General features: G+C 47.1%; 14 protein-coding genes. 4 read left to right on the top strand and 10 right to left on the bottom strand.

Annotation, left to right across the window (positions count from 1 at the left end; genetic code table 11):
• On the top strand, positions 1-95 hold a 95-nt coding region (locus tag AB4Z30_RS22290), incomplete at its 5' end, for an IS3 family transposase (protein WP_441929734.1).
• Positions 96-196: 101 nt separating this feature from the next.
• On the opposite strand, the gene AB4Z30_RS22295 is transcribed toward AB4Z30_RS22290, so the two are convergent.
• The 4 genes from AB4Z30_RS22295 to AB4Z30_RS22310 form a co-directional block, all read right to left on the bottom strand.
• Positions 197-1,078, bottom strand: coding sequence for an SMP-30/gluconolactonase/LRE family protein (locus AB4Z30_RS22295; RefSeq protein WP_441929654.1), 882 nt, complete (start codon positions 1,076-1,078; stop codon positions 197-199).
• 14 nt (positions 1,079-1,092) lie between these two features.
• On the bottom strand, positions 1,093-1,752 hold the full coding sequence (locus tag AB4Z30_RS22300; RefSeq protein ID WP_441929655.1) for an SGNH/GDSL hydrolase family protein: 660 nt from the start codon (positions 1,750-1,752) through the stop codon (positions 1,093-1,095).
• 66 nt (positions 1,753-1,818) lie between these two features.
• Positions 1,819-2,607, bottom strand: a complete 789-nt coding sequence (locus AB4Z30_RS22305) for an alpha/beta hydrolase (RefSeq protein WP_441929656.1) — start codon at positions 2,605-2,607, stop codon at positions 1,819-1,821.
• Between the two features lie 139 nt (positions 2,608-2,746).
• A complete protein-coding gene (locus AB4Z30_RS22310) occupies positions 2,747-3,580 on the bottom strand; it encodes a helix-turn-helix domain-containing protein (protein WP_441929657.1) in 834 nt (277 codons plus the stop codon).
• 125 nt (positions 3,581-3,705) lie between these two features.
• Between AB4Z30_RS22310 and AB4Z30_RS22315 the strand changes: the two genes are divergently transcribed.
• Positions 3,706-5,739 carry a beta-galactosidase gene (locus AB4Z30_RS22315; protein ID WP_441929658.1) on the top strand — a complete coding sequence of 678 codons (2,034 nt, stop codon included), beginning with the start codon at positions 3,706-3,708 and terminating at the stop codon, positions 5,737-5,739.
• A gap of 127 nt (positions 5,740-5,866) precedes the next feature.
• On the opposite strand, the gene AB4Z30_RS22320 is transcribed toward AB4Z30_RS22315, so the two are convergent.
• Both AB4Z30_RS22320 and AB4Z30_RS22325 read right to left on the bottom strand, forming a co-directional pair.
• The gene (locus tag AB4Z30_RS22320) at positions 5,867-7,381 is read right to left on the bottom strand and encodes a UxaA family hydrolase (RefSeq protein WP_441929659.1); all 1,515 of its coding nucleotides are present in this window, start codon (positions 7,379-7,381) and stop codon (positions 5,867-5,869) included.
• Positions 7,378-8,895 carry a tagaturonate reductase gene (locus AB4Z30_RS22325; protein ID WP_441929660.1) on the bottom strand — a complete coding sequence of 506 codons (1,518 nt, stop codon included), beginning with the start codon at positions 8,893-8,895 and terminating at the stop codon, positions 7,378-7,380. The genes AB4Z30_RS22320 and AB4Z30_RS22325 overlap by 4 nt, the downstream gene beginning before the upstream one ends.
• Before the next feature lie 193 nt (positions 8,896-9,088).
• Between AB4Z30_RS22325 and AB4Z30_RS22330 the strand changes: the two genes are divergently transcribed.
• Both AB4Z30_RS22330 and AB4Z30_RS22335 read left to right on the top strand, forming a co-directional pair.
• Positions 9,089-9,967, top strand: a complete 879-nt coding sequence (locus AB4Z30_RS22330; protein WP_441929661.1) for an AraC family transcriptional regulator — start codon at positions 9,089-9,091, stop codon at positions 9,965-9,967.
• A gap of 169 nt (positions 9,968-10,136) precedes the next feature.
• Entirely contained in the window at positions 10,137-10,814 is a 678-nt protein-coding gene (locus tag AB4Z30_RS22335) for a tetratricopeptide repeat protein (protein WP_441929662.1), read from the top strand.
• Between the two features lie 112 nt (positions 10,815-10,926).
• On the opposite strand, the gene AB4Z30_RS22340 is transcribed toward AB4Z30_RS22335, so the two are convergent.
• From AB4Z30_RS22340 to AB4Z30_RS22355, 4 genes are all read right to left on the bottom strand, one after another.
• Positions 10,927-12,033: a phosphotransferase gene (locus tag AB4Z30_RS22340; RefSeq protein WP_441929663.1), complete on the bottom strand. Its 1,107-nt coding sequence runs from the start codon at positions 12,031-12,033 to the stop codon at positions 10,927-10,929.
• A gap of 87 nt (positions 12,034-12,120) precedes the next feature.
• Positions 12,121-12,783 (bottom strand): GDSL-type esterase/lipase family protein, encoded by a 663-nt coding sequence (locus AB4Z30_RS22345; RefSeq protein ID WP_441929664.1) that lies wholly within the window; start codon positions 12,781-12,783, stop codon positions 12,121-12,123.
• Positions 12,784-12,973: 190 nt separating this feature from the next.
• Positions 12,974-16,141 (bottom strand): MMPL family transporter, encoded by a 3,168-nt coding sequence (locus tag AB4Z30_RS22350; protein WP_441929665.1) that lies wholly within the window; start codon positions 16,139-16,141, stop codon positions 12,974-12,976.
• Positions 16,138-16,596 (bottom strand): MarR family winged helix-turn-helix transcriptional regulator, encoded by a 459-nt coding sequence (locus tag AB4Z30_RS22355; RefSeq protein WP_441929666.1) that lies wholly within the window; start codon positions 16,594-16,596, stop codon positions 16,138-16,140. Before AB4Z30_RS22355 ends, AB4Z30_RS22350 begins: the two co-directional genes overlap by 4 nt.
• Positions 16,597-16,650: the final 54 nt, after the last annotated feature.

Here is a 16,650-nt window from a genome sequence, read left to right on the forward strand (position 1 = left end):
GATACATACGTTACTACAATAACCACAGATATCAATGGGGACGTAAAAAGATGACTCCTGTGCAATACAGAAATCATCTTTTGTCTGTGGCTTAATATGAACTTCAAGTCCTTTTTTTCAAGTGTCCTTGACAAGGGGTACAGATTAGTTCTCACAGCACCTTTAAACCCACTATTATTTTCCCAGCTGACTTTGCTTAAGCTTTTCGTCCATAAACATGAGTTTCTTGCCCTTTAACACCAGCCTTAACGACAAATAGTGCACCTGCTTGAGGCGTTTCCTGTAAACGCTCTTCCTTAATTCCGATACGTGCGGTAGTGATATATAGGTCTTCAAGGTTTGGTCCGCCAAAACAACATGAAGTGACCTGATCTGCCGGTACCTCGATCTGTAGCAACAGTTCCGCTGTCTCAGGATTCCAACGGGTAATTCTTCCTCCACCCCAGTGGGCAACCCATAACATACCTTCTGCATCCACAGTCATGCCATCTGGAAATCCCATATCTTCCGGCACTGAAATGATACTCGTTCGATTGGAGATCGTGCCCGAAGCCAGATCAAAATCAAAACGATCCACGGAACGTGTTGGCGTATCAATGTAATACATGTACTCACGATTCGGGCTCCAGCCGAGACCGTTGGAAGTGGATACGTGCTGCACCATATTGCGCACAGATTTCCCTTCCTCCAAGCAGTACAATGATCCGGCCTTTTGCTCGTTGTTCAGACTCATCGTGCCAGCCCAAAAACGTCCGTATGCATCACATTTCCCATCGTTGAAACGATTGGTGGATTTGTCTTGCTCGGGGTCTGCAATAGCCTGCTTCTCACCCGAAAGCAGATGATATGTATAGAAACCGCTACGAAGTGCAACGATCACTTCATCACCGCGATAAGGAACCACCGCTCCGACATGTTCACCCACGTCATAAGCCTGATCCTCACCAGTCACTGGATCGTACGCATGCACCTTGAAGCCTTCAATATCTACCCATAACAAACGGTTATTTTCCGCATCCCAACTTGGTCCCTCTCCTAATTGCGCTGGCGTATCTACAACAACAGTTACATTACTCATATCATCGCTCCTCCTTAGGATTTCGTATTCCCTGTCCATTCAAATCCGACTGCATCCAGAAAAGCCCTGCTCAACACCATGTGACCTGTAGCATCCGGGTGTACTCGATCATGTGTGAGAACCGATGTATAGAAATGATCCCACAGCGGCGTAAATGCTGCCTGTGTATCCACAAACAGTGCGTCATACTCTGATGCTACCCTGCGAACCGCATCACCGTAGATATCCATCGTCGCCCGCATCGGATCTTCCGGGTTGGCCTCAAGATAATACGGTGTCATAAGCACAAGCCCTTTCAGATTCGGGCGCACCGATGCAACAAGCTCACGTAATGTCGTCTCGTACTCTTCCAGAAACACCTGTGAGTCAGCCAGCGGATGATCAAACTGACGCCATACATCGTTAATACCGATCATAATGGTTAACCAGTCCGGTTTCAGATCAAGCACATCCTGTTGCCAGCGTTGCTTCAAATCACGAACGGTATTCCCACTATTACCCACATTCTGCACTCTCAGCATCAGCTCGGGATAAATGGACCGCAAAAGTGCATACACTTGTGCCACATATCCATGTCCCAGCCCTGAACTACCTTCGCCTACAGGATGTGTACGTCCACAATCGGTAATAGAATCCCCGATAAAAAGAAGTCTGTCATTCTTTTGCAATTTCATAGCGTGGGTCTCCTTTGCTAGATATTGATCCGTTAGTTCACTGGCAAAATAAAGTGTATGCCAACATCACCAACCTTGATTTTTAAGCCAAGTAAGACATAGATCAGACCATACTCGAACCGTGTCATCATGCTCCGCTAGCCCCAGACCATGTGGACCTTTTTCAAAGATGTGAAGATCATATGGAATCCCATGCGCCCCCAAAGCCAAGGCATATCGCAAACTGTTCTCCACGGGTACAGCCTGGTCATCACTCGTGTGCCAGATAAATGCTTCAGGAGCATCTGCTCGAACCTGTCGCTCTGCACTGAAAGCTTGAATCTGTTCTTCGGTTGCATCCTCGCCTAGCAAGTTGATACGTGAGCCGGCATGTCCATAAGACTCCATTGTAATCACTGGATAACAGAGAATAACACGGTCCGGCCTAGAGCTTACCCGTTCAATCGGATCCGCATGACCCGGTTGTCCACCATCGTACTGTGTACCCAACGTTGCTGTGAGATGGCCACCTGCCGAAGAGCCAAGTACAGCGATTTTGGACGGATTGATCCCGTAGTGTTCCGCATGAGCCCGTACATAACGGATTGCACGCTGCCCATCCGCAAGAGGTGCCGGATGACTGTGGGGTGCTACCCGATATTTTAGGACAAAAGCACTGATGCCAGCCGCGTTTAACATTTCAGCAATAGGTGCTCCCTCGTGATCAGCAAGATGACCGTAACCGCCACCTGGGCAGACAATGATAGCGCTCTCGGAACCCGGTTGAATAAAAGGGATCAAATGTGGYATTTTGTCTTCATGACCTGCAGCTGCGTGCGGGGCCGCTTGCTCCCACAATGGAATAATTGAACTCATGATCGGACTCATCCTCTCTCATGCATATGGAATAGATTCGTATAATCGTTTTCGATTCTAGGATTCGATACCATCATAACGGCAACTGAAAGAAGCATCAATACCCTTCTGCATATCTTTTTGTTCAACCTTGGCGCTATTAGTACAAGTTGCGAAACTGTTCAGGTGTAACCCCTTCAATCCGCCGAAATGTGGCAACAAAATGACTGGCATCCCGAAACCCTGCCCGTGCCGCTGTCTCCTTAATCGTAAGTTCCATACTGCCCGTCAGCATTTCTTTGGCTTTACGTATGCGAAGCAAAATGAAGTAACTGTAAGCTGTTATGCCGAAGGATTGTTTAAACAGCGTGTTCATATGTCTGGATGAGATTCCGATAATGCATGCCATCTGCTCTAGCCCGATGTCCGGGTCGCCGTAATGTTGCTCCATAAAAGCAAGCAGCGGAGCAAGTCTTGTTACAGCTTGCGAGATGGAGGAACGATTGCCGGTCATTCCGTGTTTTTTCAGTAATATTAAAAAGCGGTACATGTCCGCCGAAGCTTCCAGCCCGGATAAATCCTGGTCGCTCCCGATCGAACTTAACACATGCTGACCATAATCGTTAAGCGGACTATCTGTCTCCCACTGGCGAATATCAGCCTCACCCAAGCCGAGTGAATCTACGATGGCAGCACACTGCGAACCGCCAAATGTAATATAGATGGTCTCCCACTCGCTTTGAACACGAGCATATTCATGAGGCAGGTTTGGGGGGAGCAAAATGCCCGATGTTTCGCCCAGAATTGCTGAAGTTCCTGACAGCTTGAATTCTCCTGCTCCCTTGACCGTTTGCAGCCAGTGGTAATACGGATAACCCGCAGGTCTAGAGACTTTTTCCTGATTTCCGTTATAGCCTATACTCTCGATATATAGTGGAAGCGGCCGATCCCGCGGTGTCATAAAAAAGCGTTGATGTCCAGGTGAGATGAGCATGATAACCTCCTCAAATCCAATTAAATAGAGTTCCACATTCTTATATGCCCCATTACTTTTATTATATTTTAAAAGTCATATGTATCATATAGTATAGGATTATTCTTATACAAGAGGTGAGCACGTTGATCAGTAGCAAATTACCCAAAATGTTCTATGGAGGGGATTACAACCCTGAACAATGGGATCATGAAACCCACCTGGACGACCTGCGTATGTTCAAACTGGCCGGTATAGATATGGCCACTATTAACGTTTTTTCCTGGGCACTGATTCAGCCTGATGAAGTGACGTATAACTTTGATTATCTGGACCAATTAATTGAACGGCTATACCAAAACGGGGTATACATCTGCCTTGCCACAAGTACCGCTGCTCATCCAGCCTGGATGGCCAAAAACTACCCCGATGTTCTACGCGTGGACGCAGACGGACGCAAACGAAAATTCGGTGGACGGCATAACTCCTGCCCGAATAGCCCAACCTACCGCAAATACTCCGAGATCATCGCAGACAAACTTGCTGAGCGATACAAGGATCATCCCGCTGTGCTCGTCTGGCATATTTCCAATGAGTATGGGGGCGAATGTTATTGTGATAACTGCGAGAAAGCATTCCGCGTCTACTTGAAGAAACGTTATGAAACTATTGAACAGGTTAACCAAGCCTGGAACACAAACTTCTGGGGTCATACATTCTACGATTGGGACGAGATCGTACTTCCAAGCAACCTGAGCGAACATTGGGGTCACAACAGTTCTTCTTTCCAAGGGATCTCGCTAGACTACTCCCGCTTTAACTCGGACAGCTTGCTCGAATGTTATCTGCTGGAGTATCATGCGATCAAAAAACATATTCCCGATTCCGTCGTCACAACGAATTTAATGGGCTTTTTCAAACAGATTGACTATTTCAAATGGGCTAAGTATATGGATATCGTGTCCTGGGACAGTTATCCCGGTCTTGCGACACCCATTAGCTATACTGCCATGGCTCATGATCTCATGCGCGGTCTCAAAGACGGTCAGCCATTTATGCTGATGGAGCAGACACCCAGCCAGCAGAACTGGCAGCCGTATAACTCACTTAAACGACCTGGTGTCATGCGTCTATGGAGTTATCAGTCCGTCGCGCACGGCGCAGATACCGTGATGTTCTTCCAGCTTCGTCGTTCCATCGGTGCATGCGAGAAGTATCATGGTGCCGTCATTGAACATGCTGGACACGAAAACACCAGGGTGTTCCGGGAGGTCGCACAGCTTGGCAAGGAACTGCAGAACCTCGGCGACATTACACTTGATGCCAGAGTTCAGGCCAGGGTAGCGATCGTATTCGATTGGGATAACTGGTGGGCGATTGAAAAATCAAGCGGGCCAACGGTGGCTCTGAAATACGTCGAGCAAATTCACAAATATTATTCGGCTTTCTTCCACCGCAACATTCAAGTGGACATTGTAAGTGTAGACAGCGATATCAGCTCATATGATCTACTTCTTGCGCCTGTACTTTATATGGTCAAACCAGGTTTTGCTGCAAAATTGGAGCAGTTCGTTGCGGCCGGTGGCACCTTCCTGACCACCTTCTTTAGCGGAATTGTCAACGAGCATGATCTCGTGACCACTGGCGGTTACCCGGGTGAGCTTCGAAACCTGCTAGGCATCTGGGTCGAAGAGATCGATGCCTTGTTACCTGAACAGAAAAACAGCATCGTTCTGAAGGAAACATTGGGCACACTTGAAGGCGTATACGAATGCGGTATGTTATGCGRCCTCCTACACAGTGAAGGTGCCGAAGTGATTGCTGAGTATGGCGAAGATTTCTATCAAGGCATGCCTGCACTTACACGCAATACCTTTAGTCAAGGAGAAGCCTGGTACGTTGCCACCGATCCGGATGACATTTTCCTGGACGGTTTACTTGCAGAGCTTGCCTCGTCCAAAAATATAAAACCGTTGCTGGAAACCCCGCAGGGTGTGGAAGTAAGTGCGCGAACCAAAGACGGGGTGACCTATCTGTTCGTTATGAATCACAATGCTTCCACACAATCTTATTACTTGGGTGATACAGCATTACGTGAGTTGTTAACAGGTCAGGAAGTTACAGGACATATTACGATTGAAGCTCGCGGAGTTCAGATCTTTGCGTGGTGCACCACGTAGCGTGTATCCTCTCCGTAGCGCATATTCTTGCGTAAGGCTTAAAGCCTGAATAAGACAACGATGCTTCTGTCTGCTACAGACAGAAGCATCGTTGTCTAGTTTTACTTTTGCAAATAGATACGTCTGCTTAGAGAATTACTCCGTCTTTGAAAATGGCTATCTCACGGAAACCATGCTGCTCACTAAGTGTTTGCGCCCGTCCTGAAGCAATATCAATAATCTGACTGAATAATTGCTCTTTGACCTGATCCATCGTCTGTCCTTCAAGTAGTTGACCTGCGTTAAAATCAATCCAGTGCTTTTTACGATTCGCCAGATCCGACTGCGTTGCAATTTTGACAGTAGGAACCGGGCCACCAAACGGTGTACCACGCCCTGTTGTAAACAGCACGATATGAGCTCCAGCGGCAGATAAAGCTGTCACGGAAACGAGGTCGTTTCCAGGCGCCTCTACAATGTTCAGACCGGTTTTGGTCACTCGTTTACCGTACCGGAGCACATCGACAACAGACGAGCGTCCTCCCTTTTGCGTACATCCAAGTGATTTTTCTTCGAGAGTTGTAATTCCGCCAGCTTTATTCCCCGGTGAAGGATTTTCATAGATATTCTGACCATGATTCACAAAATATTGCTTGAAGCCATTCACAAGGTCTACCAGATCGTTAAATACATGCTCATCCGTAGCTCGGTTCATCAGAATCGTTTCCGCACCAAACATCTCCGGGACCTCTGTCAGAATTGCTGTTCCACCCGCAGCAACGAGCAGATCGGCTACAGCGCCTACAAGCGGATTCGCTGTAATGCCGGATAAACCGTCTGAACCTCCACACTTTAAGCCAATTTTCAGTTTGCTCAGTGGCAGTGGCTGACGTTTCTCTTGCTCCGCGATTTCAACTAGCTCTTCCATTAAACGTAGCCCTTCTTCAAGCTCGTCATCGGTTTCCTGCGCTTTAAGAAAACGTACCTTATCCCGATATTCTGGTGCGATGCACTCACGGAACTCATCCACCTGGTTATTCTCACAACCCAGACCGATCACAAGTACACCACCAGCGTTGGGATGCTCCACCAGCGAAGCGAGTAGCTGCTGTGTATACTTCAAGTCATCTCCAAGCTGTGAACAACCGAAAGGATGCGGAAAATGATACACGCCGTCAACCCGGCTGCCGAACTGAGACTGTCCCATACGGGCCAGAGCTTCACATACCTTGTTAATACATCCGACTGTATTGACAATCCAGATTTCGTTACGGATCCCCGCTTCCCCATTCGGACGCAGGTAACCATCGAAAGATCGCAAATGTTCAGGAGGCATGTCAACAGTCATGGGTTTTCCCGGCTGATATTCATATTCAAGCAATCCATGCAATCCTGTCTTCAAGTTATGGCTGTGTATCCAGCCCCCCTTGGCAATGGCTTCCTGTGCGATGCCGATAGAAAAGCCATATTTCATGACGTCCGCTCCCGGAGCAATATCCTTTACGGCGATTTTGTGCCCTTTAGGTATATCATCCAGAAGTGCGAACGAGTGCCCCTCCGGCAGATCAATACGCTCTCCCTTGACATAATCTCGAAGTGCTATAATGACATCATCCTGAGGCTGGATCGCAATCCAATCACTCACTGTTTTGGTTGTACTCATTTTCTTTCACCTTCCAGTCTACCGATTTCATGTAAGAGTGCTTCTCGCAATCCTTTTTTTGCATTCAGGTTTTCTCCCCAGATCACTTCATTGGAGAGCACCGAAGCAACTCTTTTATCCAGCTCACCAGCTCCATCGCTCGAATAACTGTAACCATTCCAGTGAGATGCCAGAGCTGCGAGTATATCAGGATCATCTCTTAATGAAATAGATGCCCCGTTTAAAAGTTCTGCCTTATAACCGTCCTGTGTCTGCACTGGACGATATAAATACAGAAATCCTGCAAAACCTTGAATTAACCGCTCAGGCCAGCTTCCCCGACTTTGTTCATAAGCCAGAAGTGTTGGCAGTACACGAACCTTGAATTTCCCAGCTGTATTCAGTGCAATATCCTGTAGCTTATGATCAATATACGGATTCAGGAAACGTTCAAACACTTCTTCCGCATATTGCTCCAGTCCAAGCTCAGGCATATCAAGCGCAGCCACAATCTCTTCAAGCACCGCTTGCCTGATCCATGAACTAAACTGCGGATCCTCCATCGTTTCTCTTACATGTTGTTTACCGCGAAGCAAACCTAGAGAAGACATCAATGTGTGTGAACCGTTCAGGATTCGTACCTTCCGCAATTGATAAGGTTTCAAATCTTTTACCCAGTGCACATTGAGTCCTGCTTGTTTCAATGGAAGACGCTTGTCCAGTGACTCCTCGCCTTGGATCGCCCAGAAATGATAAGGCTCTGCCGTATTGACCAGTTGATCCTCATAACCCCAGCGCTCCGTAAGTGCATCTGCCTCTTCCTGTGTCGGCGCCCCCGTCACAATCCGATCCACCAGATTGTTCAGGAAAAAGTTATGATGTTCGATCCAGGACCGGAAGCCGTCAGAGAATCCGAAATCTTCACTATGACGGAGCACGCATTCTCGCAGCACATCGCCATTGCCCTCCAGCAATTCACATGGCAGATGAATAAGTCCTCTCGATGGATCTCCACCAAAACGTACATACCGTTGGTGCAGGAACACGGTCAGTTTGCCTGGAAAAGATTGAACCGGTTCCCCTGGAATATATTCTGATTGTATATATTTCAAGCCAGATTCTGTCGTATTCGAAATTACAAATTCAAGCGATGGCAGTTCCGCAAGTTCCAGAAACGTCTGCCACTCCTCGTACGGATTAATAAATTGCGAGAATACCGAGACCATTTCTGTACGTTCTACACGTTTCCCTTCAGACAGCCCACGCGTAATCATCGTATATAGTCCGTCCTGATCACGAATCTGCTCAAGCTTGGCCTTACCTCCAGGCCGAGGCTGCGTCACGGCTACTGAGCCATGAAACTTGCCTTGCCGAGCACTCTCATGGAGCATCCAGTCTGCGAATCCTCTTAAAAAATTGCCTTCCCCGATCTGCAAAACTTTGACGGGACGTTCAATCATTTCTTTGCATTTGCGCTGACTATCATTTCCGAGCAGATGCATCTTCAATCTTGGCCGCTTAGTGCTTGCAGACATGGACACTCACCTCACCGATTATTTGCGAATTCAGAATGCGAACATCAAAAGCTGGCATCCTATTATTGTAAACGCTTTAAATTCATTGTATCATCAATAAAAGGAAATAAAATTGCTTATATTGCGTTAAATATACTGTTTTATGATCAGAATTGTCATCTTAACAGAGACATTTGTCTCCAAAGGAGTCCATATGGAACATTTCCCAGTACGCACCACCATCCAGACTGAGTCGGGCATACCGTTTCGTCTTGTCTATAGTGATACGAAATCTCCGCAAAATGAATTACCTGACCATCTGCATGACTGGCATGAAATTATCTATGTCTATCGGGGACAGGGTAGTATTTTTATCGATACAGGTCTCGAAGATATGCAGGAGGGGGATTTATTTCTTATTCCTGGCAGCACCGTGCACCGTGCACTGCCGGATGCGGGCAATCCGGTTACCTCGTCAGCACTATTCTTCAGTCCCGGGCTGCTGGCTTCAACTGCTGGAGGCGTGTCCTCATCCTTGCTACACCCATTCGAGCGCTGCCGCAAACGGCGAGTATACAAAAGACATCTGGACCAGACCGAGCGGGCACAAGTATCAGCCATGATCGACGATATTCATACGGAGTTCCGTTCCGACCATCATCTGGGCTCTCACGCCGCACTGCTCCGACTGCAGCTCTTACTGATATTTCTGGAACGACTGGAATCAGCTGCAGGACCAGCTCATACCACAACGTCACTTCCTGCTCCATCATGGTTATCCCCCATCCTGTCTGACATTGATCATAAACTGCGAAGCGGGTTATCTTTACCTGACCTCGCACAACAAGCTGCGGTGTCTCCTGCACATTTTAGCCGGGCTTTCAAGCGTTACACGGGGATGACTTTAACAGATTATGTCTTGGCTCGCAGAGTTATTATGGCGAAAGAACATCTCGTTCAAGGGGATGAAACGATGGCTGCTGTCGCAGACGCTTGTGGTTTCGATAGTCTTCCCCATTTTTACAGACAGTTCAAGAAACTGACAGGCACTACACCAGCTGCTTACCGTAGAACGATGGTGCGTAATGGTTAAGATGAACATTCAGGGGAGATTCACTCTCCACATCATTATGATTAAACGTATCATCTCTTATAGGTGAATAGGTTCTATTTCCTATGCAGGCACATATTCTTCCAAAGGCTGATATGGTATGATATTCAAGGCGTGCATACGCGATTACAATGTAACTGGAGTTGAATCTGTGATTATTAAATTTCTGATTTTTGGTCTCCTTTGGCAGATCATCGGCAATCCGTTCCTTGCCATTCTGATTTTTCTCGTCATTCTGTACTTTCTGGATCGTCGCTTTGTTGGCGTATTTCCAAGCTTCACCAAACCTTTCAAACGCATGCGTAACATATCCCGGCTGAAACAACAGCTGGCGCTGAATCCTAACGAAGTATCTTCCAAGCTGGAACTGGCCAGACTGCTCATCGAACGTAAACGCTACAGCGAAGCACACGCCTATTTGTTAGAACTGGAACGACCTTACGAACAGTCTGCAGATTACTGGGAAGCTTTAGGCACAACCGAACTATATTTAGGAAATATATCCAAAGGTGAACGTCATATCTTGCAGGCACTTGAGATTAACCCGAGAGTAAAGTACGGGCAGCCATACCTGAATCTTGCTACAGCCTTCAAGGATACAGATCGCGACAAATCCCTTCATTATGTACAGCAGTTCCAAGAGATTCATTCTTCCTCCAGTGAGGCCTTCTATCTGCTTGGCTCGGTGTACCGTTCATTAGGGCGTAATGATGATGCCAAACAGGCTTATGATCAATCCCTGAATGTGTATCGTAGCTTGCCAAAATATAAAAAACGTCAGGAACGACGCTGGGCTGTCCGCAGTTGGTTCCGCAAACGAGCGCTGTAGGCTGGACTGCTTCGTATGTCAGCAAGCATCATTTAGGAAAAATAAAAAGTGCACGGGTTATACTCTCTGTCCGAGAGCAGAACCCGTGCACTTTATATACAATACAAACCTATTATTCCGTTAAAAGCTCGCGTAATTGTTGCTCATTCCTACGCATCCAATCGACTCGCTGCTTCAGCTTCAGGATCTGATCCACAGCGACTTCCGGCTCATCCGTTCCTTCCAGCATTCGGCTGATAAAATGCATCACCACGTCCAGACTGCGGAGCAGAATCAACTGGGGGATCGCTGCGAGTTCGGTAGCACTCAATTCAACATGTTCTCTAAATCCCTGAACCAAATTAGCCTGCGCCCGCCACATCCATTCTTCGCTCTTGTCTATCGTCAGCATGTCAGACATCGGAACGGCCAGCTCCATCACACGCAGATCCCAGGTAGCAAACTCATAATCAAGGATTGCACTCACATTTCCTGCCGGATCTACCAGCACATTGGATGCGTTCACATCGCCATGCACGAGCTGATGCGGAAGCTGCTCCATTCCGCTAAGTGCTTCGAACAAACGTGGCAGTTCATGTTGTAGCTGTCTTAACTCCTCTGTACATGCTGCCAGCGCCACTGGCGGTGAAGCACATAGCTCTAACAAAAAGGCTGGGGTACAGAGTGGATAGGCATTTTCAATACGGTAATATGGAGGATATACCGGTTCAAGTTTCATTTCAAGTCTGGCAAGCGCTGTTGACAACTGTCCTGCTGCCTTGCCCAACAGGAATAACTGATCAGGGTAATCCCATACGGGATTGACACCTTCCAGATAACGAAACAAAGATACTATTTTTGTGGCGCCTGTGTGATAATCCTGAATGACCTGGTAAGTCTTTTTATTTTTTTGAACAATATTATTACTCCCCTTAGATTCCCGCCCCTCATAATCGCTACATAATGAATTGACTGGTTTAGGCGATTCAAGTTCAAAGTCGATATCAGACAGTGCAGTTAGCACGCCATGTTCAAAAGCTATTTTCGCTTGATCATTATGTGTTTCGTATTGTCTCATAACATAAGTTCCATCACCTGTATGCAACACAAAAGTAGAGTTGTTCATGCCACCCTTGCTCCGCTCACCTTGCCACTGTGATGTGAAGCCATATAAGGCTAACACTTCAGAGATCATTTGCTTTTCAGTTGGAAGAAGAGAATTTTGCTGCTTGTTAGACACCGATTTTAACTCCTCTATATACAATAGTTTAAATGAACTCTTTCATCATATCGGAAGTCTTGGGACAGGTCTAGTTTTCTTCAGCTTTCAAGCAAAAGGAAAATACCCCGTTCGATTCAACTGATCAGCGATAACCCGATATCCCCTTGCGTTCGGATGGACTCTGTCCCAAAATAATAATTCCCGTTCCCGTCCTTCAAACTTGTCGTAAACTTGTGCGCATGAATAGTTACCTGATCCGGCACCATTTAAATAAGAATTGTACTGCCGCACCCAGTATGCAGCATCGGTTGATTGTGGATACGGGTTGTACAATCCTATGGAACGGACAAAGTACTTCTGGTCTCCTTTTAACTGCCGAATTTGTCTCATCACCTGAGATACATGTTGACGTGTTTCACCCAGCACCTGTGTCATTTTCCCGGCACTTGGAATACCTCCGCTGGCTTTAAATGTACGGATCAAATCGTTTCCACCAATAGATATCGTAATCATATCCGCTTCACGCAGCGCCTGACGTACCCGAGGATGCCCGTTAATCATCTGCTGCAGTTCTCCCGATGTTAGCCCGTTCACCCCCAGATTGTCCATGGATACAAATGTACGAAGATTCATTTCAGCCATACGGCGATATATTGGAACAAATCCGGTTCCGAGCAATGCTCCTGTACCTACCGTCAAGGAATCCCCTATAGCCACATAACGATATACCATCCCGCCACCCCTCTCGCTGCTGATCTTCCTGATCATTAATGAACTCCCTATATCCTATGAAGATAGGTCTGGCAAAGCGCGGGATAGTGTCCTAAGGCAGACGCCTGTCTTTGTGTCCATTATTTATAATATGAAAAAGAAAAAAAAGAAGCCCCACCGCATCATGCGGCAGAGCCTCCCTTCCATATGAAATATCAATATATCAATAATGTTACATATCAGATGATTACATGCCAATGGTATGATTCGATTCGGAAGATTCCGACTGTTCCTTATTCCGGAACGGCCACCAGTTGGCCCGACCAAATGTCTTCACCATTACAGGCACGAAGAATGGCAGGAATAACAGGGAATACAAAATCAGACCACTAAGCACAACGGTAGCAATTTGCATCATCGAGAGCACCCCTGAAGGGTACATCGCGGCGAAAGTTCCACTGAGAATAACCGCTGCAGACAAAATAACGGTCCCCATGTTTTTCATCGCGTATAACATCGCATCTTGTACTCTCATGCCTTTATTTTCGTTAAAACGATCCATAAGGAAGATGCTGTAATCCACGCCAAGCGCAATCAGCATAACGAATCCAAAGAATGGCGTAACCCAGCTGATCCCGGCATAACCCATAATATTCACAAAGACCACTTCCGTAAGTGCCATTGATGTGAAGTACGCAAGCAGTAGCGAAATAATGAGATATATCGGCATGATGACAGAACGAAGCAGGATTACCAAAATGATAAATGTTCCTGCGAGCATCAGCATAACGGTACGTGTGTAATCTTTGTTCGAAATCGACTGTAAATCTGCAAACGTACTGGTTACACCGCCCACGGCAACGTCTGCTTTTTCAAGCGCACTGCCCTGAACTGCACGATGTACTGCAGCTTCGATATCCGGCACACGGTCAATCGCTTCTGTACCATACGGATTTTCTGCAAAAATAACATCCAGCGTCATTGTTTTGCGATCTTTCGACAGATACGTATCAAACACCTTTTTGAAGTCCTTATTATTCAAGGCTTCTTCAGGTACGTACCAGCCTGCGAGATCCGAATCCGGTGAATTTTGCAGTTGTGTCAGGTAATCCTGAGCGGAATCGAGACCGCCCGCTACCTTCTTGATTCCATCTACACTTTGATTCAAGCCATCTGTCAGTTGCGATAATTGACCACTGAGATCCGAGAAGCCCTTCTGGATCTTCTCCTGTCCTCCCTGAAGTTGACCCAGACCATTCTGGATGGAAGGAATCTCTTTGATGACTTTACCTTGACCATTGGCAGCCTGTTTCAGTCCTGTCTCCAGTTGACCAATACCTGATACAATCTGACCCAGGCCATCAGCCAGCGCCTTCTGTCCCGATGCAGCAGAAGCAAAACCTTCATTGGCCTGATTAATGCCAGCTGCAGCTGTACTCAGATTCGTCTGAATCTGGTTCAGTCCCTGCGCAAGCTGTGCTGTACCTGAACCGGTTTGGCCAATCGTGCCTTTGATGCGTTGATAGTTGGCATCTTGCTGCAACTCCGGGAAACGCTCTTCCAGGGCAGAGAACGATGCGGTCAGACTCGTCAAGGCTGTTGAAATACCTGTCAATTGCTGTTCCAGTTCCTTCGTTCCATCACCCAGCGCAGCAACCCCTGCTCCAGCTTGACGATAGGCCTGCAACAACTGGTTATTCGCTTTGGCAAGCTGGTCTGCACTGGTTTTGGCTTGTTGAAGTCCAGCCTTCAGATCCCCTGCGCCAGATGAACCGTCCCGAATACCTTTTTCAATACGTTTTAGTCCATCGCTGAGCTGTGTAATACCCGATTGCAGCTGAGTTGTGCCCTTAGTCAGCTCTCCAGCACCACTAGCCGCTTGTTTAAGTTGAGGCTCATTTTTACTAAGTTCATTGCTAGCTTTGCTAAGACCATCGCTTATTTTGTCCAGACCTGTCTTGCCCTCGCCCAGACCATCAGATAATGTACCTACTTGTTTGGTTACTTCAAAATCTTTAATCTCATCCCCTGTTGGACGTGTCATACTACGAACGCCTGCAACCCCGGGAACCTTCTCTACTTCGCGGCTGATTTTCTCTGCTACAGCCATATATTTTGCATTATCCATCGTTTCGTCGTTCTGAATGACGATCTGACCCGGCAAAGATTCACCTGGGCCGAAGCTATCCGAAATAATGTTAAACGCTTTAACCGAATCGTATTTGTCACCGATCTCGTCAAGGCTGTTAAATGACAACTTCCCGTCATATGTCATGAGAAGAGGCACAGTGACTGCTGCAACAATCAGCAGCGCTGCCCACGGACGTTTAAGGGAAAACTTCCCTGCTGCCCCGTAGATTTTGCTTTCGGCATGTTCCAGTGAACCTTTGGATGGCCAGAATAATTTTCTGCCCAGCACAGCCATAAAGAATGGCACAATCGTTACAAGTGCCAGCATCATCACGGCGATCCCCACGGCTACGGCTACCGCAGAGCGGTACAGCATAAACTGGGCAAAGCCGATTGCCACGAATCCAACCAATACCGCCAAAGCGGAGAAAAATACCGTTTTACCTGCGGTGCGATATGTAGCAATAATGGCATCCCATGTGTTCTCATGGTGCGCAAGCTCTTCCTTAAACCGGCTGATCAGCAGGATACAGTAGTCCGTTCCAATCCCGAACATGACTGCAACCATAAAGATCTGTGTGAACGTGGAGAGCGGGAAGTTAACCCCATCTACCAGGAACGCAACAATCTGCTGAGATACGATATAACTGATACCCACCGTAAGCAGCGGTACAAATGGAGCTACAAACGAACGGAATACCACGAAAAGAATAAGTAAAATAAAAACAACCGTAATATACTCCGATTTCTTAAGTCCTTCCTGAGAACTCTCAATCGTATCCTCATCAATCAAACCTTTACCTGTAATATAATGTTCAACATTCACTGATTTCAGCGCGCCATTCAGGTCATTTCGCATTTCCTTGACCGTGCGATCACCCATCTCAATCGAGAGCGAGGTCAGAATGGTTTTGCCATCCTTCGAAATCATTTTGTCCGACAGTTCCGGCTGGGAGAAAGGCTCCAGAACAGACAAAATGCCGAGTTTTTGCTTATCGGCTTCGAGTAGTTTGACTGCCTTTTCTGCTTCTTGTTTGCCCGTTGTTCCAAGACCATCCGCATTATAAAACACCAGTGCGATGGAGGTCCCTTTTTGTTCCCCATTTTGGGCCGCCGCTTCATCCAGAATCGCTGCCGCTTTGGTGGAAGAATATCCTTCCGGAACAGAAAACTGTCCCTTTTCACGAATCAACTCGCTCATGTTTGGCGCGGTAAACATCAATACAGCGGCGGCTACAATCCACAGCCCCATGATCCACCAGCGCCCTTTTAATATCGCTCTCATTGCTTCTCCAGCCCTTCTTCTTGTGTTAGCAGTGCTGCCAGCTTCTCAAATGAATCAATAAAGTTTTGAACCGCTTCCGGTGTAAAATGTTTCAGGTAAGGTTCCAGCAGCTTCTGAATCTCCAATTCGGTCTCCTTGTACATCTGCAGGCCAGCATCCGTCAAAGTCAGATAGATAACACGGCGGTCACGCTCATCACCTGTTCGATGCACCAGATTTCGGTCAGCCAGCTTGTTAACCAGAGCCGTAATGCTGCTCTTGCCTACACATAGAAGCTCTGCGAGATCCGATGGGGTGCAGGCAGGTTTCTCGTGAATGAGACGCAGAGCACAGAACTGATCGGTTGTGACCGTCTGGCCCACCTTTTCGCGTATCCGCGTATCAAATCGCTTGGTCACCAAAAACGAAGCGTCCAGATAACGATTCACCAAACTTTTGGCATCTGGCGTGTTCATGTACGTTCCTCCTTCCAAAACTAGTTCATCTAACGAACTATTCATCAGCAAAAC

The sequence above is a fragment of the Paenibacillus sp. 2TAF8 genome (genome assembly GCF_052114825.1).
Lineage (GTDB): Bacteria > Bacillota > Bacilli > Paenibacillales > Paenibacillaceae > Paenibacillus.

What these genes read in the sequence shown, in the direction of transcription:
- AB4Z30_RS22295 (WP_441929654.1), bottom strand. Translation starts at nt 1,078, where the DNA reads ATGAGTAATGTAACTGTTGTTGTAGATACGCCAGCGCAATTAGGAGAG.
- AB4Z30_RS22300 (WP_441929655.1), bottom strand. Translation starts at nt 1,752, where the DNA reads ATGAAATTGCAAAAGAATGACAGACTTCTTTTTATCGGGGATTCTATT.
- AB4Z30_RS22310 (WP_441929657.1), bottom strand. Translation starts at nt 3,580, where the DNA reads ATGCTCATCTCACCTGGACATCAACGCTTTTTTATGACACCGCGGGAT.
- AB4Z30_RS22320 (WP_441929659.1), bottom strand. Translation starts at nt 7,381, where the DNA reads ATGAGTACAACCAAAACAGTGAGTGATTGGATTGCGATCCAGCCTCAG.
- AB4Z30_RS22325 (WP_441929660.1), bottom strand. Translation starts at nt 8,895, where the DNA reads ATGTCTGCAAGCACTAAGCGGCCAAGATTGAAGATGCATCTGCTCGGA.
- AB4Z30_RS22330 (WP_441929661.1), top strand. Translation starts at nt 9,089, where the DNA reads ATGGAACATTTCCCAGTACGCACCACCATCCAGACTGAGTCGGGCATA.
- AB4Z30_RS22345 (WP_441929664.1), bottom strand. Translation starts at nt 12,783, where the DNA reads ATGATCAGGAAGATCAGCAGCGAGAGGGGTGGCGGGATGGTATATCGT.
- AB4Z30_RS22350 (WP_441929665.1), bottom strand. Translation starts at nt 16,141, where the DNA reads ATGAGAGCGATATTAAAAGGGCGCTGGTGGATCATGGGGCTGTGGATT.
- AB4Z30_RS22355 (WP_441929666.1), bottom strand. Translation starts at nt 16,596, where the DNA reads ATGAACACGCCAGATGCCAAAAGTTTGGTGAATCGTTATCTGGACGCT.